This is a genomic window from Paenibacillus faecis (assembly GCF_008084145.1).
Classification (GTDB): domain Bacteria; phylum Bacillota; class Bacilli; order Paenibacillales; family Paenibacillaceae; genus Fontibacillus; species Fontibacillus faecis.
Window position 1 is genome coordinate 418,508 of record NZ_VSDO01000004.1, and the last position, 19,739, is coordinate 438,246.

Sequence of the window (19,739 nt, forward strand, 5' to 3'; positions counted from 1 at the left end):
AACAGCCGATCTTTAGTCAAAAAGCAGCTATTATTTCCGCCAACGTTTTCCTTCAAATTTTAAAGTTGAGCCTACTTTGGAGAATTTGACGACTTCGTCCGACAGAAACATTCCCCCGCGGGGCAACGACCTTCGCAAAATCCACTTTTTCCTTTTCTTGTATAAATTCCAATTGTATATCATCCGAGCAATCTATGTTGAACAAACCTGACATTTGTCGAACTATAGCGGTATTTCCCGGGCAATTCAACAAATAAAATGAAGGAAGGACAAAACACCCAAATTATATATGAATTTTGTCTTTTTCCTGTTGACGTATGAAAATATTGGAAGTATATTCACTAATAACATCACAAGTTGTTATTTTATGGATGTAGATTTTGAGGCACGCGATAATGGCTTGGGGGGTGATAGCTTTTTGATTTCCACAACCACGCTTCGCGCAAAAATAGAAAACCATATCAAGAGAGAAGGGGTTACCCTTCATCAATTTTCCGGAATTTCCGGAGTGAATGTTGGGACAATAAGCGGCATTCTGAACGGAAACCGGTCTATATCCATCGGGCAATTGGACCGGATCACGGCAGCGATGGGACTTCCCGAAGGGGAGTTGTACGAGCTGTACGTGGAAGACTGCTTTGCTTTCCAGGCACCGCATTGGCGTCGGCTTAAGCCTTTTTTGTTGCGCTGCGCGGAACTTAAACGGCATGACTGCATTAGCGAGATCTTAAATCGATTGCTTGAGGATCTGAAGCAGGTCCCCGGGATCTTTGAAGCCGCGGAACTCATGTTTGCCCAAGGCTGGAAGGAAGCCGCCGTTATCTTATATGAGAGCGTTATTGAGTGTGAGCGCTCCAGCCATTCGGAACGGTTGGCGATGAGCTATTATCGCATATTTCAGATTTTAAAAAACGACGGGCGAAGGGGATTTAAAGCGGCACTGCAGTTTTTGCCTTACCGTTATCGATTACCCGAAGCGCTGGCGCTTGAAGGTTTATCCATGCTTATTCAGATTTATGCCTTTAGATTTAATTGGACGGAAGTTGAAAATTACGCGGATGAACTAATTAAACTGGCTTGGACATTTTATGAAAAGAAAGTTTGGAAGCAACCGGACTTTAAGCCGGTTCGCCCTCTTGTGTTTTACTATGGCAGAGCCTTTTTGTTTAAGTCAGGGAGTTACGAATACCGCGGCATGTATGAGGAGGCAAAAAAGTGGATTGCCGAATATGCCGATTTAAGCTGGTTTGAATGGCAGGATGACGAGGCAAGGGCTGAAGTGGAGCAATTAAAAATGTTCGCTAAAGCCAATTACTTATGTTTGGATATTAAATCCGGCAACCAATTGAGAATTCCGGAATACGTCTCTTTTTTGGAGACTCATCCGGGCGAGATTGTTGAAGGTTTAATTACATTAATCGAATCCGCCAACAGATATGATTTTTATATTGATGAGGTCCTAGACAAGTTCTCGGAAGAAATTGAGGTATATAGAAGATTTGGCGAGGAACATTGGCAGGCCAGAGATGCGTTGGAAATGGACTATTCTAAAGAACCCCCTTACTTTTTTCGGTATGCCGTGTTTTTTCAAAACTATGCGGTTTATCTCTTCAGAAAAGGCTCTTATGAGGAGGGGCTCAACAATATACTGCACAGCATGAAAATGTCTCTCCAAATCAGCAGCAAGGATATCTTTGTCAATATTGCTATGGTCATCTTTGAACTCCATCGGCAGTTTTCTACGGAAGAGCAAAATCAAGAGTATATTAAACTTTGCAGGAGGTTGTGGGAAAATGAAAAAGAACATGTCTTGGTTGGTTTCGGGTATTCTAATGCTTAGTGTCACGTTTGTTGGTGGGACTGGCTTGATAACGACCATGGCGCATGGTTGGAGTGGATAATCTCAATATCTTTAGGGTCAGCCACAAGCTGGCCCTATTTTCATTTTCATGAACATTTTGGTATATTATCTCATATTTGCAATACGTCTCATAATGCTATAAATGGCAACATCTTCTAATATGTTTCATAGGGTGAGAGGCTATGAATAATAAGGAGAGAATGATAGTGCGAATTGAACAAGAGAGACAGAAGTTAAACCAGTTGGCGGACCGTTACGGACTGCGTCACAAGGCGGTGCTCAATCAATCCGTACTGCTGGATAAATTGATTAATAAGTATAACAAGGTGAAGTATGAAGATATGAAGAGAAGGCAGCCGACGGCATGATTCGGCTTCGGCGGGATCGGTTGGGTTGCATGAATAGCGGATGACAAAGAGCTGTGCCCGAGACAGGGACGCAGCTCTTTGTGTGATGTATTTTACCGGAACGAAGTGACAAAACCCTGCAGCAAGGTCCTTACATCGTATTGGTACTGGTTGATCGGCGCAATCGGCTTATCCAAGCCAAGCAGCGTGTAAACCGCAATCCGCGCCGCCCGGACGGAATACTCCTCGGTAAATACCACATCGTCCGGAATCTCGCAGAACTGGCTGATGAACGCCAGGTTTGTGGAGCCGTCCGGAACGACTTTGGGACGGTCGCCCAAGGCACGAGGCATGAATTGTGCCGTTATGAACGGCATCATGCAAGGAATACAGTTGGCGGTAGAGATGATGGCATCCCTATCCTTCTCAAAATGAAGATGATGCAGCAGCTCGGTCAAAATTTCTTCCCCGGTACAATCGCTCATCTTCTTTTTCACGTAATCCCCGACCCGATCCGGGAACAGGCCGTATCCCCAGAACACTTTCACATGCTCCGGTTGATTGCGGAAATGCGGCTGATGGGCGAGTACGATGGACATGAACCAGCTCGAATCCTTGAAAGTAACGAGTGCCCCCGTACCGGCCTTATTGCGCGAGAACGCCTCCATCAGATCGAAGAAACGGGAGTCCTGGCAGGTCACCGTAAACGATTCCCACTTGGAGCCTTCGATATGATCGGCGAAAGGCGAAGGATTTCCCAATCCCGGCTTTTTGGCCGCAATGCGCTCCCAAAGCTTCCAGGAGCTTCCCTTCCCCAGTAATTCGGGGGCGGAGGTCATGGAGCCCAGGCTTGAGCTTTCCGTCATGGACCCGTTGGTGACGATCACCAAATCCCCTTCGCCCAAATCCAATACTTGCTCCGCTCCATCCTTCATGTAATGCAGGCGGGTTACGGTAATCCCGTCGCCTTCTTTGAAATCCAGATCCGTTACCGTACATTTCAGCGTAAAATCCACGCCATGCTCTTCCAGATACTTATGCAGCGGAAGAATGATCGAGTCGTACTGGTTATACGGCGTGCGCGTAACGCCCTCCAAGGTGTGAATCCGCGGGTATTCGTGCATGAAGCGAATCATATATCTTTTCAGCTCGACGGCGCTGTGCCAAGGCTGGAACGCAAAGGTGGTCGCCCACATGAACCAGAAGTTGGTTTCAAAAAAATGGGGGCCAAACCAGTCGTTAATCCGGGCCGTGCCCAATTTCTCCTCAGGCGTGACGATCAGCTTGGCCATCGCCAACCGGTCGGCCATATCGAAGCCCATGGAAGTGACGTCTTCGACCTGTCCCTCCTTGTTGACCAGCCGCGCATTGGAGTGGGTCGGATGGGCCGTGTCAAAAGCGACGATTTCCTCCCGCACGGACAAGCCGGGTTGATCAAGGGAAGGGATGGAGCTTAACAGATCCCATAAATTTTCGTAGGTTTCATCGTTCAGCATCCGGCCGCCGCGGATCACATAGCCTTGCTGTTCGTTTCCCGCGCCATCGTTGCTTCCTCCGAGAATTTTCATTTCCTCCAACACGTGAATTTGTTCACCTGGAAAGCCGCAATCCCGCACCAGAAAAGCCGCACCCGCCAGTGACGCTATACCGCCGCCGACAAAATACACCTGTCTTCCGTTTCCGTTCTCTGCCATATCTGTCGCCTCCACAAAAAGGGATTGTTCATGTTATGAACAATTTTAATGTAGTACGCCGACCCCCGACTTGAAAATCAACAAAGGAATGCGCGTGTTTAATTTTTGTACACCCGCCCCGGATTGTCTAGAGAAGCGACGCGATCAGCCATGGAGCTTTCGGACATTACAGGCGGCTCTCCTCGTAGCGCTGCAGGGCTCGTTCAAAATTTCCCTCCATTAAGCGCGTCAGCCGTTCGATGATCAACTCCGGTTCCGTCACCATGCCTTCCCGCATCCACTGGATCACCAGACCCGTGAACGCCAGCGTATAGAAATCGGCCATAAATTTCTTATCTTCGTCGCTTACCTGTTTGTTGCAGGAGAGCTCCTGGACAACGCCCATGATCAACCGATTGGTGACGGCGAACAAATAGGCGTCAAGATGTTCGTGGGCCAGAGAGTGAAGCGTGTTCAGGCAGAAGCTCCGATTCGTTTCGATATACTTGAAAATTTTGAGCAGTCCTTGCGGCCAGGTATCGTAGCTGCGGTAACCCGCGATGGTATCGACGGCCTCGGTTTGATAGATCCATCCCAGCAGCTCGTAAATATCCTGAAAATGATAGTAAAAGGTTTGGCGGTTGAGACCGCAGCGTTCCACCAAATGCTTAACGGTTATTTTACTTAAGGGAGTCGTACTCATCCGGTTCTTTAAAGCGGCGGCCAGCGCCTTTTTGGTGAGAAGGGAATTCGACATCGACATCACCTGCACCTGTAAAATTTTTCAAAAACCTTATCCTCATTATACGCCTCCGCCTCACGATTCTCAAAAACGGCCGTCCGCTTTTCCGATAGTGTATAATCAGGGAGAGAATGAGAGACGGGGTGGGCAAGTGTGCCGCATAAAATTTTGCTGATAGAAGATGACGCTTCGATTATAGATATGCTGACCGGCTATTTAACCAAAGAAGGTTACGTCATCCGGTCGGCCGGCGATGGTGAGGACGGGCTGGCTCTGTTCCGGAACGAGAACTTTGATTTGCTGGTGGTCGATTTGATGATGCCGAAGCTGGACGGGATGGAAGTGATCAAAAGGGTCCGCGAAACCAGTTCGGTCCCGATTCTGATCATGTCCGCCAAAGACAATGATGTCGACAAGGCCATCGGTCTCGGCTTCGGCGCGGACGATTATATCGCCAAGCCGTTTTCGCTGATCGAAATCACGGCTCGCATCAAGGCGGCGATCCGGCGGGCGACCTTGTATGCCCGGCGCGAATCCGAAGAGAAGCCGGAGACGGTCGTCGTCTTGGACGGTTTAACCGTGGATCTGGATAATTACCTGGTTCGCAGGAATGGGGAGGAGATCAAGCTGACGGCCAAGGAAGCCGAAATTCTCGGTCTTTTCCTGCGGAATCCGAATCGCGTATTCACGAAGGCGCAAATCTACGGGTTCATCTGGAACGACGATTACCTGGGCGACGAGAATGTCATCAATGTGCATATCCGCCGGCTGCGGGAAAAAATCGAACAAGATCCTTCCGAACCCCGCTATTTGCAAACCCTTTGGGGCATCGGCTACAGATGGACGGTTGCGGAATGATCTACGGCGTGCTGGTCGGCGTGATTTTCATATTGGCGGGGTGGGTATACAAGCTGCATCAGGACAACCGGAGAAGATCCCGGCAGCTTGGGCATATTCACGACAAACTGGAGCGGATTCTGACGGATGAATCGGGCGCCAAGCTTCTGCTTTTTACCGGGGACCCGGAGCTTCGCCTGCTTCTCACGGATATCAACCGGGTGCTGGAGTTAAATCAGCGCATTTTGGCCGAGCGGTCGGGGACCGAGCAGTCGACCCGAAGAATGCTGTCCAACATCTCCCATGATTTGAAAACCCCGCTTACGGTGGTCCTCGGTTATTTGGAGGCGATGGAGCTGGACCCCGGCATGCCGGATACCGAGCGGACGGAGCTGATACGTAAAGTTCACCGCAAGGCCAACGAAGTGCTGGAGATGATCAGGCAATTCTTTGACCTGGCCAAGCTGGAGGCGGGGGATCTGCCCGTGCCGCTGACCCGGGTTCACATGAATGAGGTCTGCCGGCGGAATATGCTGGCTTTTTACGAGGTGCTGACGGGGCAAGGCTTCGAGGTTAATCTGTCAATCCCCGAGGAACCGATTTATGCCTACGCCAACGAGAGTGCGCTGGATCGGATTCTGGACAATCTGATTTCGAACGCGATCCGGTATGGTGGAGACGGTAAAGTGATCGGCTTGAGTTTAAGGGAAGAAGAGGACCGGGTGTGCATCGACGTATGGGACCGGGGGAAGGGAATCGGCGAAATTCACCAGAGCCGGGTGTTCGAGCGGATGTATACGCTGGAGGATTCCCGGAACAAGGCGTATCAGGGCAGCGGTTTGGGTTTGACGATTACGAAGCGGCTGGCCGAGCAGATGGGAGGGGACGTCCGGCTCTACAGCCGGCCCTTCGAGAAGACGATTTTCTCCGTATACCTCCGGCCGTTTCGGTATTAATTGCTGGCTTAGCCTATAGATAAGCAGGTTCAACTGCATGCTATGGGCTTTTTTTGTGCGCTGTAAATGCGGCAACTTCAACTTAAGAAACAAGTAAGATTTGATTAATAAACAAGAACGGAAGGGACTTTACAATAAAAATATAGTGAAAAACAGATCACGAGTAAGGCAAGACCAAAAGGAGAGATACGATGAGCTCTATTCTGAGAACGATCGGACTGACGAAGGTGTTTCAAGGCAAGGAGGTCGTGTCCGAGGTAAACATGAACGTAAAGAAGGGTGAGATTTACGGGTTTTTGGGGCCGAACGGAGCGGGGAAAACGACCGTGATGAAAATGCTCACCAATCTGGTGAAGCCTACGGGTGGGGAAATTGAAATTTTCGGAGAGAAGTTGACGACAAAATCGTACCAGATGCTAGGCCGCATGGGGGCGATTATCGAATACCCGATTTTTTACGATAAACTGAAGGCCCGGGAAAATCTCGAAATGCATTGTGAATATATGGGTTACTACAATAAAAAGGCGGTCGATGAGGCGCTGGAATTGGTTAATTTGCGAAATATCGAACAGAAGCCGGTAAAAGACTTCTCCCTCGGGATGAAGCAGCGGCTCGGGATCGCGCGGGCGATTATTACGAAGCCGGAACTTCTTATTCTGGATGAGCCGATCAACGGGCTTGACCCGCTGGGGATCAAGGAAATCCGCGATTTGTTCAAGCTGCTCTCGAAGGAGTACGGGATGACGCTGCTGGTATCAAGCCATATTTTGGGCGAAATGGAGCAGATGGCTGATACGATCGGCGTGATCAACCACGGGCGATTGATCGAGGAAGTGGCGATGGACCGGGTGCGCGAGCGGAATACGGATTACATTGAACTGAAGGTCGGCGACAGCAAAAAAGCGGCGTTTGTTTTGACGAATCAGTTAAGTGTGTCCAATTTTAAACTGATGGATGAGGTTACGGTACGGGTCTATGATCCGCAGGTCCGGCAGAACGAACTGACCAAAACGCTGGTGCTGCATGATGTGGTGATCGAATCGATCCACAAAAAGAACAGCTCGCTGGAGGATTATTTCTTTAGCCTGTTGAATGGAGGCAACCGGAGTGCTTAATTTAATCAAGCTGGAATTGAAAAAGACGAAAATCGGCCGCAGCATCCTTGGCGGATTCATCGCCTCGTTTTTGATCATGTTTTTTGTCATCGTCGTAAACTACGATGGTTCCGAGAAGCCGTTTACCAATTACGGGGACGTGTTGACGAGCGTCGATCTCTTCGTGTCGTTGACGTTCATCATCTATGCCTCCGTACTTCTGTCCAAGTTCATTATCGACGAATATAAGAACAAATCCATCACCGTACTGTTCATGTATCCGATCCAGCGCAAGAAGCTGCTCGCGGCAAAAATCATCATCGTGGTCCTGTTCACATTCCTGTTCGGCATCATCGGCCGCGTGGTGGCCTTTTACGGGTTTTATGTTTACAATAGCTTCACTCATTTTATCCCGGGGGAGCTGCCGACATCGCTCCTGATCGAACATGGCATCCGCTTCCTGGTAAACTCGGCGATGTACAGTTGTATCGCCCTTATCCCGCTTTATTTCGGGATGAGAAAGTACTCGGTACCTACGACGATTGTGTCCTCCATCCTTGTCGCGATGGCTCTGAACGCCAACACCGGGACGGAATTTACGCTGAGTAAAATCGTAATCATCCCCGTGATCATTGCGGTGCTGGGTCTGCTTGTCGCGTACCTGGCGATCCGGAACGTCGATACGAAGGACGTGGCATGAATATGCAAGGCCCCTGGCTGTCTGACAGCCGGGGGCCTTCATCGTTGGCGGGGGGTGAGACCGTGGAGCGTAGTCGCCGCTACGACCGAGTCCGCCTGCGTTCCGCTGGGCCAACGCCCCCGGTTCGCTAGCGCAAGCGGACGACCGTGGTCCGCGTTCTGCGCTAACGGAAGCCATAGCCGCTATTTCGTATTTTAAAGGCGAATCGGGGTTCTAACGGAAATATTAGCGGCTATTTTGGCAAAATGAGGCCAGCCGGGGACAAATAAGCAGAATAGGCGCTATGGCTTCCGTTAGAATTTCGGAAAGGTGAAAAAGCGCGAAATAGCGGCTATTACGTCCGTAAGGGAAACGAGAAACGAGAAACGTCGAGCGTAGTGAGCGTAGTCTTGCTTTTTCACGGAACCGGGTTGACCGCAAAAAAGACTGTTCCACCGGCACTGCATGGTCGGCGGAACAGTCTTTAATTTACTTGATTAACCCTTCCTCCATTTTGTCCGCGGCTTTATTGGCCATGTACACCTGCAGGCGCGTCAGATCCCGCGCGAGCTCTTGCTGGGTGAGGGTGAATCCGTACTTATAAAAGTCATAAGACGAAACGAGTCCGTTATTGAAGCGGGCTTCCATATGGATATAATCCTGATTCGCCTCGGCCAGGTCCTTCTCGGCGGTCCGATAAGCCCGGTAGGCGGTATCGGCGTCGCTGTAGGTTTTGCTGATTTTTTTGCTGAGTTCGACGCGGGTTTGTTCCGCTTGCTGCTCCGAAATTCGCGTCATCGTGTTCAGGTAATCCTCCTGATGGTCGTTGGCTGCATCGGTGCCGTACTCTTCATTTTTGGCTTGGACGATTGCGTTCCACTGTTTTTTCATTTCATAGGAATTCTCCAATAACGCCTTGTTGTCCTTGCGGGTGACGGGCTGAGGCGTATATTCGATATCTTCCAGCGTAATCTCCGGGTCGTAGACAATCCCCAAATCGAAGCACATTTGAATCAGGGCAAGCTGGTAATTTTCCCTTAAGGACTCCAACTGCTCTTCCTGGTCGCTTATGGCTCGCTGTGCGTTCATGACGGTTTCCGAGCTTGCCAGCCCTTCTTCCTGCAACACGGAGGCTCTATGCTCATCGCGCTTGAGCAGCTCCAGATATTGCTCCGCCAGCTCGATTTGCTTGTCCAGGGACAGGAGCTGGACGTATTGGGAGGTGATTTGCAGCTCCGCTCCGTCTTTGGCCATCTCCAGATCCAGGAGGGTATTGGATTGCTCCGTATTCAACTGCTCCAAGCCTTGCTCCAGTTGTTCCCGTTGGCTCTGCAACTGCTTGTTCAGGGCGGAAGCGATGCCGCCGACCCCGTTCATGACTTGGTTGACCACGGTGTTGGTTTCGATCACAGGCCCCAACCATAAAGGCGGTTCAGTTGGCATTTGGTCCGGCGGAAAGTACTTCTTCATGATTTCATCCGGGCTAGTCGGCAATGTATAGCTCCCCGAGCCCGTATCCATCTTCGCCTTATCCAACTCTTTCTTTTGGTCTTTTAAATTGCTCTCATTTTGCTTTAACGCGGTCAGCTTCATACTGAGCAGCGACAAATTATAGGAATTGTCGATGGCCCGCTTTACGATCGTATCGAGGTCCCAATGCTTGAGCGACGCAAGCGTGCCGGAATCGACAAAAGACGTCTTCAGTTTCTCGCCTGTCGTCGCGTGATGTCCCGTCTGGGTCGTATCGCCGTCGGCGGCCTTCACGGAAACGGGGCCTGCGGCCAGTAAAGCGAAGGACAGGACCAGTGCGGCGGCTTCCTTTTTCATCAAAAATTCCCTCCCCATTCTTCTCTCATTTTCCCATGCTAACACATCAAGATTCTGAAAATCAATGGCAGGGGGGTTCGCTTGACAACCGTGTCCTGACTGGGTTACTTTGGAGTTAAAAAAATAACCGGTGAGTTAGACGGGGGAGGAGATTAACCTGATGAAAGGACGCTGGGCATGCCTTTTTGCAGCAGCTTTATTAACGCTGTCCATCACCGCATGTTCTTCGGGAACGGACGGAGGGAAAGCGGCGGCGGAAAGCGACAAAGTAAGCGATTCGGTTGCGGTAAAAACCATCAAAGTAAAGAATGAACCTTTGAATTCAGTATATGATTTGTCGGGCACGCTTCAGTCCAATCAATCCGCTACGGTCTCGTTCCAGGCCGGGGGCGAGGTCAAGAAAACGCAGGTTGAGGTCGGGGACACGGTGAAGGCGGGCGACGTGCTGGCCGAGCTCGACACGGAGCTGGCACACATCCAATTAACCCAGGCCAAGAGCGGAGTGGCCCAGGCCGAAGGGCAGTTGAAGGCGGCCAAGGCGGGGATCGCCAACGCGGAGGCCCAGATTCAAGCGGCCAAAGCCAATCTGGCCGCGGTGGAAAAAGGCGCAAGCCAGCAGCAGCTGGCGCAAGCGCAGAACGGTGTAAAACAAGCGGAGGAAGCCTATAACAAAATCAAGACCGACGCGGAGCGCTACAATAAGCTTTACGCGGAAGGTCTGATTTCGCTGGACGATTACGAGAAGTCCCAGGTCCAGCTGAAGAACGCGGAAATTACGCTGGACAACGCGAAGCAAGCCTTGTCGGAGGCCACCGAAGGAGCGACGGATGAGCAGGTTCAGGCGGCGAAATCGACCGTGGCCCAGGCACAGGCCGGAAAAGAGTCGGCTTTGGCGGCGGAGGCGCAGGCGCAGGCCGGTTACAAAAACGCCCTGTCGGCCCAAGCCCAGGCGGAGCTGGCCCTGTCGAAGACGAAGCTGACCGCTCCGATTTCCGGAACGGTTCTGGAGAAGAACGTCTCCGTCGGTCAAACCACCGGAGCCGGTACCCCGGCTTTCGTCATCGGCTCGACGCAGACGCTTAAGGTGATGCTGCCGGTTCCCGACGGCCAGATCGGAGACTGGAAGGCCGGACAGAAGGTGGACCTGGACCAGTCCGGCAAAACCCGGACCGGAACGGTCACCCGGATCCATCCCCAAACGAATGCGGGGACAGGCACGATTTCCGTGGAGGTGAGCGTGCCGAACCCGGAGAAGGACTGGTTCCCGGGGCAGGTCGTCAAGGCCGGTCGCCAGACAGCCGGGAAACAGGGGATTCTCGTTCCGGCCGAGGCGGTTATCAGCAGCGGTCAGGAGCCTTATGTATTCCGGGCCGTGGACGGCAAGGCGGTGAAGACGCCGGTGGAGCTGGGTGAAATCAGCAACAACCGGTTCCATATCGTGGCCGGCCTGAAGGAGGGCGACGTGATCGTCAGCGCCGGAGCCGACGGGCTGTTTGACGGCGATGCCATCGCGGCTTCGGAGGACGTGACCCCATGATTGAATTTTTCGTCAAAAAACGCAAAATCACGCTGCTCTTTTTCACCATGCTGATCGTGTTCGGCGTCTACAGCTTTACGGGGCTGGCCAGACAGGATATGCCCGACGCCTTGGTCAAGACGGCGCTCGTAACCACGGTATACCCCGGGGCTTCGCCGGAAAAAGTGGAGCAATCCGTAACCAAAGTGCTGGAGCAGGCGATTAAGGGAGTCGAGACCGTCGAGACGGTCATTTCGACCTCAGGTAACGGTTATTCCAGTATTCAGGTTCAGGCTTATCCCGACGCGGACGCCGAGAAAACCTGGGATCAGCTGCGCAAAAACGTGCAGGACGCCTCGGCGGATTTGCCGGCGGATGCGCTTCAGCCGGTCGTCAATGATGATTTGGCCTCGGCGTTCGTCGGCTCGTACGTCATTTACGCCGATACCCGGGAGGAGCTTTACGCCCTCAACGATACGATGATTCAGTGGCGCGACAAGCTTCGTACCGTACAGGGAGTAGCCGGGGTTGAGCTCGGCGGCCTTCCGGACCGGGAAGTACGGATACAACTCGATATGCAGAAACTGCAGCAGTACGGCATTCCGTGGGAAAAGGTGGTTCAGTCCGTTCAGGCCATGAACGAGCGGGTGCCTTTAGGGGATCTGGATGTCGACAGCCGCAATTATCAGCTGCTGGTCGATAGCATCGAGGAAGTCGACGAATTGAACGATGTGCTGATCATGCGCACGCAGACCGGATTTCCGGTCTATCTGAAAGATGTCGGCGAAGTGGCGGTGACCCAGGCGGAAGCCGATTATTTGCCGTATTACAACGGCAAGCCCGCCATTTTGATCAATGTGAACGCCCAGACGGGCTCGGACGTGCCGTCCATGGATAAGGCGATCAACGTCAAACTGGACGAATTGACCAAAGATTTGCCGAAACATGTGACGTTTACCAACGCGTTTGCCCAGCTGGATGTGGTAAACAAGATGTTCAGCCACTTGTCCCGGGAGATGCTGATCGCGATTATCGCGGTGATTATCGTGTGTACGCTGGGGCTCAACTTGCTGACATCCGCCTTCGTGGCGCTGGCCATCCCGATTTCGATCGCGCTCGGCCTGATCGTGCTGCCGATCACCGGCGTTTCGCTGAACGAAATTTCGATCGTGGGCCTGATTATCGTGCTCGGGATTCTCGTCGACGACGCCGTCGTCGTCAACGACAATATCGAGCGCAGGCTGAGCGATCTGGGGGAAAGCCCGGCGGTCGCTTCCGTCAAAGGCGCGAAGGAAGTCGCCGTTTCCATTTTGACGGCCACGCTGTCGACGATCTTCGCCTTCGCGCCGCTGCTGTTCCTGACGGGCGACGTCGGCTCCTTCATCAAGCCGATCCCGATCGTCATCTCCAGTTCGATGCTCGCTTCCATGTTAATGTCGCTCACGATCATTCCGATCTTCCGGGAATGGCATGAACAGCGGAGAAGCAAGAAGCAGAGGAACGGGGGCGAGCCTAGGCCGCCCGGCCTGCTCGGCAAGCAGATTCAAACCGTGACCCGGGCGTATTCCGGGAAACTGATTCCGAAAGTGCTGCAAAGACCGCTGCTTACGGCGTTGGCCGGCCTTTTGATCGGCACCGCGTCGTTCGGTTTTGCGCTGCTTACCCCGGTGGACCTGTTCCCCGAGGCGGAGGATCCGAACGTGAACATCAATGTGGAAATGCCGGTCGGCACCTCCTTCCAGGAAACCGATCGTACCCTCTCCAGCATCGCGGAGTGGGTACGCAAGCAGCCGGAGGCGGAGCTGGTGAGTTACGCCGCGGGAGGCAAGGCGCCGCAGCTGTTCTCCGATATCACGAACATGATGAGCTCTTCGCCGACCGTCGGACAAATCGCCGTCGTGGGTAAGGAAGGCGAGTTTGATTTGCAGGAGACCGTAAATGCGTGGCAGAAGGAGTTGGTGAAGCGGTATCCCGCGGCGAAGATTTCCCTGAACATCCCGAGAATGGGGATCCCGGTCGGCGCGGCCGTCTCGATCCGGATCGCCGGAGAAGACTTGGATGAGCTGCAGCGATTGTCCCAGCAGGTGAAAGAGAAGATCGCCAAAGTGGACGGGACTACGGGAATCAAGGACAACTTCGGAAACCAGAGCTACACGTTAGAGTTCGAGATTGACAAGGAAGCGATGAACCAGCATCTCGTGGACTACAAAACACTGACCCAGACGCTGCGCCTGATGGGCGACGGACTGGATATCGGCGATTTTGACACGGGCGAACAGATCATTGACGTCAACCTTTATATGAAAAACAACAACGGCGACCCTGGCGAGCTGTTCCAACAACTGAATGTGACGAACGCGCAAGGAATGCAGGTACCGCTGTCGCAGATCGCGAAATTGAAGCCATCCTTCGCGATCCAGAAGATTCAGCATTACAATCTGGTGCGGACCGTAACGGTCGAAGCGGACGCGAAGGGGAAAACGGCGACCGAGCTGAATACGGAGATCCGCGCCATGCTGGAGGATATGCCTTTCCCGGACGGGTATACCTGGGAGCTTGGCGGCGAAACTTCCGACCAGTCGGAAATCTTCGGCGATTTGGGCAGCCTGTTTATCATCGTGATCTTCCTGATTCTGCTCTTGATTACGGTTCAATTCTATTCGTTGTCGGCACCGGTCATCATTATGACCACCGTCTATCTGGCCGCCGCGGGCGGGGTGATCGGGATCTTCATCTCGGGCTCCTCGATCGGCTTCATGAGCATCATGGGCATCATCTCCCTCGCCGGTATCGTCGTGCGGAACGGGATTGTCCTGATCGAGTTCATCGAGGAGGCCCGCCGGGAGGGCATGGAGTTGAAGGAGGCCATCATCGAGGCCACCGCCGCCCGGTTCCGGCCGATTCTCCTGACCTCGCTCACCGCGATCATCGGGATGCTGCCGCTGGCCATATCGGGAAGCATCTTGTTCCGGCCTATGGCATACACGATTATTTTCGGGCTGATGTTCTCGACGATCCTGACGCTGGTCGTTGTGCCTTCGCTTTATATGGTTGTAGCGCTCTACAAAATCAAGCGTCAGGAACGTAAAGCGAACAAGTCCGGCGTTAAACCCGGCACCGATGCGCCGCAGAATCCGTTATCGATGTAAAACCGCCTTTATGATCGGACCGGGAATGTTCCCGGTTCGGCCTTTTTGGCGGAAATCCAATTGAAAGGACCCGGTAGCTGTGGACAAGAAAACCTTAATCACTCAGACAGCGATTCGGCTCTTTGCGGAAAAAGGATATGCCTTTACGACGGTGGACGAAATCGCGAAAGCTTGCGGAATGACCAAACCGTCCCTGTACAAATATTTTCCCGGAAAAGAGGACCTGCTGCTCGAAGCGATGGCGATGCTCTCCGAGGAACTCGAGGGTAGGGTTCACCAGCTGTACCGAAAAGCCGGTTTATCGAAAAGCGATCGGATTATCGAGCTGATCGTGATTTTTCTGGAGTATATTTTCAATCACCGGACCTATATGGTGCTGTTTATAGAGCCGCTGATGCCGATTTATGAAAATGAAGATATCCAGAACGCCTTTATGGTCATCGAGCGCAAACTGTTTATGTGGTTCCAGGACAGCATCATCGACTTATGCGGGGAAGAGGTCGAAGGCTACGCGACGGACTTGACCTTTGTCGCGAGCAGTGTGCTGCTGGATTACATCCGCGTGGTCGGCCCGCACCTTTCCCACGAACACTGCTACAGGCTGGCCACCTATGTGGAGCATTTGATCGGCGTACTGGTGGAGGGCTGGAAGATTCGCAAGCCCGAGATGCCGCTGTTGTTCGAGACGCCTTCCTGGGTGATGAACTGCCGTTCGGAGGAGATGACCCCGGTGCTGCGTTCCCGTCAGCTTCAGAAGTCGTTTCGCAATATGGAGTTGATCGTAAAAGACCACGAATCGCTGAAGGAGGAGGAAAAGGAAGATTACCTCGAAGCGATCGGGAAATTAAGAACGGAGCTGAACGACTCCTTAACGGAGAGCGTGGTATTCAAGGCGCTGCTGATATACCTCGAACAACTGGAAGACCTGCGCGAAGAATGCGCCAAGCTGCGGGCCTTTTTGTTCGAGCCCGATGGGCAGCCATTGTCGTTCTAAGGCGAAACAAAGCAAGTCCCTTTACCGCCGTTCAAGGCGAAAGGGACTTGCTTTTTTGGCGCTGCGATTTCTTCCGTGCTGACGGCAGGGGGAGTTACTGGGTTTTGGATTTGTTGTAGATATCGAAGGCGACCGCCAGCAGCAGCACCAAGCCCTTGATTCCTTGCTGCCAGTCCACGCCGAGACCGATGAGGGACATCCCGTTGTTCATGACCCCCATGACCAGACCTCCGATAATCGCGCCATAGACCGTACCGATCCCGCCGGTGGCCGAGGCGCCGCCGATGAAGCAGGCGGCTATGGCGTCCAGCTCGAAGTTCGTGCCGGCCTTCGGCGTGGCGGAATTCAGCCGGGCCGCAAAGATCAGGCCGGAGAGGGCGGCCAAGGCGCCCATGTTCACGAACACCCAGAACGTGACCTTCTTCGTTTTGACCCCGGACAGCTTGGCGGCCTTCTCGTTGCCTCCGAGCGCATAAATATGGCGTCCGGCGATCATCCGGTTCATCACGAAGGAATAGATGACGATCAAGAAGAACAGGATGACGAGAATGTTGGGAATCCCATGATACGTGGCCAGCACGTAAGTGAACAGGTTAAGCACGACGACGAGCGCCGCCAGTTTGAGGCCAAAGATCCATAAAGCCGGTACCTCGAACCGGTATTTGATCCGGGTCCGCCGTTCCCGGTACTCCTGCCAGACGACGAGCAGGGAGAGGAGGATTCCCAGCACCAGGGTCAGTACGTGAAGGGAGCCGCCCCCGAGCCAGTCGGGCAGGAAACCGGAGCTGATTTTTTGAAAAGACTTCGGAAACGGCGCAATTGACTGGCCGCCCAGCACGATCATCGTCAAGCCCCGGAAGAGCAGCATCCCGGCCAGGGTGACGATAAACGCCGGGATATTCACATAAGCGACCCAAAAGCCCTGCCAGGCGCCGATCAGCGCACCGATCAGCAGCGAGAGAATCACCGCGACGAAAGGATGGAGCTGCATATCGACCATCATAATGGCGGCCAGGGCGCCGATAAAGGCGGCGACGGAGCCGACCGACAAGTCGATATGCCCGGTAATGATCACCAGCACCATCCCGATCGCCAGGATGAGGATATAGCTGTTCTGCAGGATCAGGTTGGTGATGTTCAGCGGCTTCAGCAAAATCCCATCCGTCAAAATTTGAAATAATACCGTAATGAAGACCAGCGCGATAATCATGCCGTATTGCCGGATATTTTTTCTAAAAAGTTCGCCGATCGCTTGCATTCCGGTTACCCCCTTCCCCGTGTCATCAGTTTCATCAGCACCTCTTGCGAGGCTTCTTCGCGCTTGACTTCGCCCGTAATCCGGCCCTCGCTCATCACGTAGATTCGGTCGCACATCCCGAGAATTTCCGGCAGTTCTGACGAAATGAACAAAATGCCTTTGCCTTCATCGGCCAGTTGATGGATGATCGAGTAAATCTCATATTTGGCGCCGACATCGATGCCGCGTGTCGGTTCATCGAGGATCAGCACTTCCGGTTCCGTAAAAATCCATTTGCTCAGCACGACCTTTTGCTGATTTCCGCCGCTGAGATGGCCGGTTTTCTGCCAGATGCCCGGCGTTTTGATGTTCAGTCTGCGCCGGTAATCCTCGGCGACAAGCACCTCTTCCTTCTCGTTGAGGACGCCGAACCGCGAGAGCTTGCCGAGGTTGGACAGCGTAATGTTCCGCTTGATATCGTCGATCAGCACGAGCCCGTATTGTTTGCGGTCCTCGGTCACATAAGCGAGGCGGTGACGGATGGCCGTGGCGATATCGGTCAAATGAACCTCCTTGCCATGCAGAAAGGTCTGTCCGCGCACATATCGGCCGTAGGAGCGGCCGAACAGGCTCATCGCCAACTCGGTCCGCCCGGCCCCCATCAGCCCGGCGATGCCTACGATTTCGCCGCGGTGGATATGCAGGTGGATATCGTCCAGCATCTTGCGGTCCGCTTGCTGAGGGTGCCGGACTTCCCAGCCTTTCACCTCGAAGATGACCTCCCCGGCGTTGCGGGAGGTCCGCTCGGGATAGCGCTGCGTCAAATCGCGGCCGACCATGCCTTTGATAATCAGGTCCTCCGTAACCGGCTCCTCATCCATGCGCAGCGTTTGGATCGTTTGGCCGTCGCGGAGAATCGTGATGGCGTCAGCCACTTTTTCGATTTCATTCAGCTTATGGGAGATGATGATCGAGGCGATCCCTTGATGCTTCAGCTCGACGATCAGCCTAAGCAGGTTTTCGCTGTCGGCCTCGTTCAGCGCGGCCGTCGGTTCGTCCAAAATCAGCAGCTTTACCTTTTTGGACAGCGCCTTGGCGATCTCCACCAGCTGCTGTTTGCCGACGCCAAGCTGAAGCACCGGAGCGGTCGGAGACTCCCGGAGACCGACGCGCTCCAGCAGTTCCCTGGTCCGTACCGTCGTTTCGTGCCAGTTGATGACGCCCCTTTGGGCCTGTTCATTGCCGAGAAAGATGTTCTCCGCGATGGACAGGTAGGGAATCAGCGCAAGCTCCTGGTGGATAATCACGATACCGAGGTTCTCGCTTTGCTTGATATCTTTAAATTCGCAAGTTTGGCCTTTGAAAATAATGTCGCCCTCATAGGTGCCGTAAGGGTATACGCCGCTGAGCACCTTCATCAGCGTAGATTTGCCGGCACCGTTCTCCCCGCATAGCGCGTGGATCTCGCCTTCCCGAACCTGCAGATGGACTTGGGACAGCGCCTTGACGCCGGGAAAGGTCTTGGTGATGCCTCTCATCTCCAAAATGTGCTCGCTCATCGGTCGTCACCCCGCCTCAAAGGCCCAATTCTTCCTTGGTGTAATAGCCGCTCTCGACCAGTACGCTTTCCACGTTGTCCTTATCCACCGATTTTGGCTCCAGGAGGTAAGAGGGCACCACTTTAACCCCGTTATCGTAGGTTTCGCTATCGTTGACCTCGGCCTCCGTTCCCTCGAGGATGCTTTGAGCCATGGCGACGGCCTTTTTCGCCAGCTCCCGCGTGTCCTTGAATACGGTTTGCGTCTGCTCCCCGGCCAGGATCGACTTGATCGAGGCCAGTTCGGCGTCCTGGCCGGTCACGATGGGCAGCGGCTTGTCGCCCGATCCGTAACCGACGCCTTTCAGGGAGGACAGAATGCCGATACTGATTCCGTCATAGGGCGAAAGCACGGCGTCCACGTTTTCCGTCGCATAGTGGGCGCTCAGCAGGTTATCCATCCGCGACTGAGCGGTAGCCCCGTCCCAGCGGAGCGTGGCTACCTGCTCCATTTTCGTCTGACCGCTGCGGACGACCAGCTTTCCGGAATCGAGGTAAGGCTGAAGCACGGACATGGCTCCGTCAAAGAAGAAATAGGCGTTGTTGTCGTCCGGCGATCCGCCGAACAGCTCGATGTTAAACGGCCCCTTCCCCTCTTTAAGGCCGAGTTTTTCCTCGATGTAAGAGGCCTGCTGGACGCCGACTTTAAAGTTGTCGAACGTGGCGTAATAGTCCACATGTTCGCTGTTCATGATCAGGCGGTCGTAGGCGATCACCTTGATGCCTTGATCATGGGCTTTCTGCAGCACATCGGTCAGCGCCGCTCCATCGATGGAGGCGATGACGAGGATCTTGACTCCCTTGGTGATCATATTTTCGATCTGCGAAATCTGGTTTTCCACCACATCCTCGCCATACTGCAAGTCCGCCCCGTAGCCCAGCTTCTCGAATTCCTTGACCATGTTGTTTCCGTCATTGACCCAGCGCTCCGAGGATTTCGTCGGCATGGCGATGCCGACCGTTCCTTTTTCTCCGCCAGAGCCGCCGCCGGAGCCGGATTTCCCGGCGGTCCCGCCCTCCGTTCCGCCTCCCGCCCCGCCGCAGGCGGTTAATAAGGCCAGCAAGGCGCAGGCCAGAAGCAGAGCCGTCCATTTTTTCATCATTCGATCTCCCCCTCGATTAGGAATGGAATACAATTTCGCATTCGCCAATGAATGCGTTTGCAGTTTTCATGACCGAGTATAGCAACGGGGGAGCGTCGCGTATTTATACGGAATTTACTCTTTTTAT

General features: G+C 53.4%; 15 protein-coding genes. 9 read left to right on the plus strand and 6 right to left on the minus strand.

Annotation, left to right across the window (positions count from 1 at the left end; translation table 11 throughout):
* Positions 1 to 367: 367 nt before the first annotated feature.
* Both FRY98_RS19830 and FRY98_RS19835 read left to right on the plus strand, forming a co-directional pair.
* Entirely contained in the window at positions 368 to 1,840 is a 1,473-nt protein-coding gene (locus FRY98_RS19830) for a helix-turn-helix domain-containing protein (protein WP_148455196.1), read from the plus strand.
* A gap of 227 nt (positions 1,841 to 2,067) precedes the next feature.
* Positions 2,068 to 2,229 carry an aspartyl-phosphate phosphatase Spo0E family protein gene (locus FRY98_RS19835; RefSeq protein WP_373317760.1) on the plus strand — a complete coding sequence of 54 codons (162 nt, stop codon included), beginning with the start codon at positions 2,068 to 2,070 and terminating at the stop codon, positions 2,227 to 2,229.
* 92 nt (positions 2,230 to 2,321) lie between these two features.
* Here the strand turns inward: FRY98_RS19835 and FRY98_RS19840 are convergent, their stop codons facing one another.
* Positions 2,322 to 3,902, minus strand: a complete 1,581-nt coding sequence (locus FRY98_RS19840) for an oleate hydratase (protein ID WP_148455200.1) — start codon at positions 3,900 to 3,902, stop codon at positions 2,322 to 2,324.
* A gap of 166 nt (positions 3,903 to 4,068) precedes the next feature.
* A complete protein-coding gene (locus FRY98_RS19845; protein ID WP_148455202.1) occupies positions 4,069 to 4,638 on the minus strand; it encodes a TetR/AcrR family transcriptional regulator in 570 nt (189 codons plus the stop codon).
* Positions 4,639 to 4,776: 138 nt separating this feature from the next.
* On the opposite strand from FRY98_RS19845, the gene FRY98_RS19850 reads away from it, so the two are divergent.
* The 4 genes from FRY98_RS19850 to FRY98_RS19865 all read left to right on the plus strand — a co-directional run bounded on the left by FRY98_RS19850 (position 4,777) and on the right by FRY98_RS19865 (position 8,210).
* Positions 4,777 to 5,481: a response regulator transcription factor gene (locus tag FRY98_RS19850; RefSeq protein ID WP_148455204.1), complete on the plus strand. Its 705-nt coding sequence runs from the start codon at positions 4,777 to 4,779 to the stop codon at positions 5,479 to 5,481.
* On the plus strand, positions 5,463 to 6,416 hold the full coding sequence (locus FRY98_RS19855) for a sensor histidine kinase (RefSeq protein WP_225039721.1): 954 nt from the start codon (positions 5,463 to 5,465) through the stop codon (positions 6,414 to 6,416). Before FRY98_RS19850 ends, FRY98_RS19855 begins: the two co-directional genes overlap by 19 nt.
* 191 nt (positions 6,417 to 6,607) lie before the next feature.
* Positions 6,608 to 7,531 carry an ABC transporter ATP-binding protein gene (locus FRY98_RS19860; RefSeq protein WP_148455206.1) on the plus strand — a complete coding sequence of 308 codons (924 nt, stop codon included), beginning with the start codon at positions 6,608 to 6,610 and terminating at the stop codon, positions 7,529 to 7,531.
* A complete protein-coding gene (locus FRY98_RS19865) occupies positions 7,524 to 8,210 on the plus strand; it encodes an ABC transporter permease (protein ID WP_170287141.1) in 687 nt (228 codons plus the stop codon). The genes FRY98_RS19860 and FRY98_RS19865 overlap by 8 nt, the downstream gene beginning before the upstream one ends.
* A 468-nt stretch (positions 8,211 to 8,678) precedes the next feature.
* Here FRY98_RS19865 and FRY98_RS19870 read toward each other — a convergent pair whose 3' ends face one another.
* Complete coding sequence (locus FRY98_RS19870) at positions 8,679 to 10,016, minus strand: TolC family protein (protein ID WP_170287142.1); 1,338 nt, start codon at positions 10,014 to 10,016, stop codon at positions 8,679 to 8,681.
* A 160-nt stretch (positions 10,017 to 10,176) separates the two neighbouring features.
* On the opposite strand from FRY98_RS19870, the gene FRY98_RS19875 reads away from it, so the two are divergent.
* The 3 genes from FRY98_RS19875 (at position 10,177) to FRY98_RS19885 (ending at position 15,675) form a co-directional block, all read left to right on the plus strand.
* Positions 10,177 to 11,553 carry an efflux RND transporter periplasmic adaptor subunit gene (locus tag FRY98_RS19875; protein ID WP_148455212.1) on the plus strand — a complete coding sequence of 459 codons (1,377 nt, stop codon included), beginning with the start codon at positions 10,177 to 10,179 and terminating at the stop codon, positions 11,551 to 11,553.
* Positions 11,550 to 14,681 carry an efflux RND transporter permease subunit gene (locus tag FRY98_RS19880; RefSeq protein ID WP_148455215.1) on the plus strand — a complete coding sequence of 1,044 codons (3,132 nt, stop codon included), beginning with the start codon at positions 11,550 to 11,552 and terminating at the stop codon, positions 14,679 to 14,681. The genes FRY98_RS19875 and FRY98_RS19880 overlap by 4 nt, the downstream gene beginning before the upstream one ends.
* A gap of 79 nt (positions 14,682 to 14,760) precedes the next feature.
* Entirely contained in the window at positions 14,761 to 15,675 is a 915-nt protein-coding gene (locus tag FRY98_RS19885; RefSeq protein ID WP_148455217.1) for a TetR/AcrR family transcriptional regulator, read from the plus strand.
* Between the two features lie 94 nt (positions 15,676 to 15,769).
* Here FRY98_RS19885 and mmsB read toward each other — a convergent pair whose 3' ends face one another.
* From mmsB to chvE, 3 genes are read right to left on the minus strand one after another with little or no spacing between them, the layout of a single operon-like run.
* Positions 15,770 to 16,933 carry a multiple monosaccharide ABC transporter permease gene (mmsB, locus tag FRY98_RS19890; protein WP_148455219.1) on the minus strand — a complete coding sequence of 388 codons (1,164 nt, stop codon included), beginning with the start codon at positions 16,931 to 16,933 and terminating at the stop codon, positions 15,770 to 15,772.
* A 5-nt stretch (positions 16,934 to 16,938) separates the two neighbouring features.
* Entirely contained in the window at positions 16,939 to 18,471 is a 1,533-nt protein-coding gene (mmsA, locus tag FRY98_RS19895; RefSeq protein WP_148455221.1) for a multiple monosaccharide ABC transporter ATP-binding protein, read from the minus strand.
* A gap of 16 nt (positions 18,472 to 18,487) precedes the next feature.
* On the minus strand, positions 18,488 to 19,609 hold the full coding sequence (chvE, locus tag FRY98_RS19900; RefSeq protein WP_148455904.1) for a multiple monosaccharide ABC transporter substrate-binding protein: 1,122 nt from the start codon (positions 19,607 to 19,609) through the stop codon (positions 18,488 to 18,490).
* Positions 19,610 to 19,739 lie beyond the last annotated feature (130 nt).

Excerpts from the sequence above, each read along its gene's own strand:
- chvE (WP_148455904.1), bottom strand. The coding sequence starts at position 19,609 with ATGAAAAAATGGACGGCTCTGCTTCTGGCCTGCGCCTTGCTGGCCTTA.
- mmsB (WP_148455219.1), bottom strand. The coding sequence starts at position 16,933 with ATGCAAGCGATCGGCGAACTTTTTAGAAAAAATATCCGGCAATACGGC.
- FRY98_RS19840 (WP_148455200.1), bottom strand. The coding sequence starts at position 3,902 with ATGGCAGAGAACGGAAACGGAAGACAGGTGTATTTTGTCGGCGGCGGT.
- mmsA (WP_148455221.1), bottom strand. The coding sequence starts at position 18,471 with ATGAGCGAGCACATTTTGGAGATGAGAGGCATCACCAAGACCTTTCCC.
- FRY98_RS19875 (WP_148455212.1), top strand. The coding sequence starts at position 10,177 with ATGAAAGGACGCTGGGCATGCCTTTTTGCAGCAGCTTTATTAACGCTG.
- FRY98_RS19845 (WP_148455202.1), bottom strand. The coding sequence starts at position 4,638 with ATGTCGAATTCCCTTCTCACCAAAAAGGCGCTGGCCGCCGCTTTAAAG.
- FRY98_RS19855 (WP_225039721.1), top strand. The coding sequence starts at position 5,463 with ATGGACGGTTGCGGAATGATCTACGGCGTGCTGGTCGGCGTGATTTTC.
- FRY98_RS19830 (WP_148455196.1), top strand. The coding sequence starts at position 368 with ATGGATGTAGATTTTGAGGCACGCGATAATGGCTTGGGGGGTGATAGC.
- FRY98_RS19860 (WP_148455206.1), top strand. The coding sequence starts at position 6,608 with ATGAGCTCTATTCTGAGAACGATCGGACTGACGAAGGTGTTTCAAGGC.
- FRY98_RS19880 (WP_148455215.1), top strand. The coding sequence starts at position 11,550 with ATGATTGAATTTTTCGTCAAAAAACGCAAAATCACGCTGCTCTTTTTC.
- FRY98_RS19870 (WP_170287142.1), bottom strand. The coding sequence starts at position 10,016 with ATGAAAAAGGAAGCCGCCGCACTGGTCCTGTCCTTCGCTTTACTGGCC.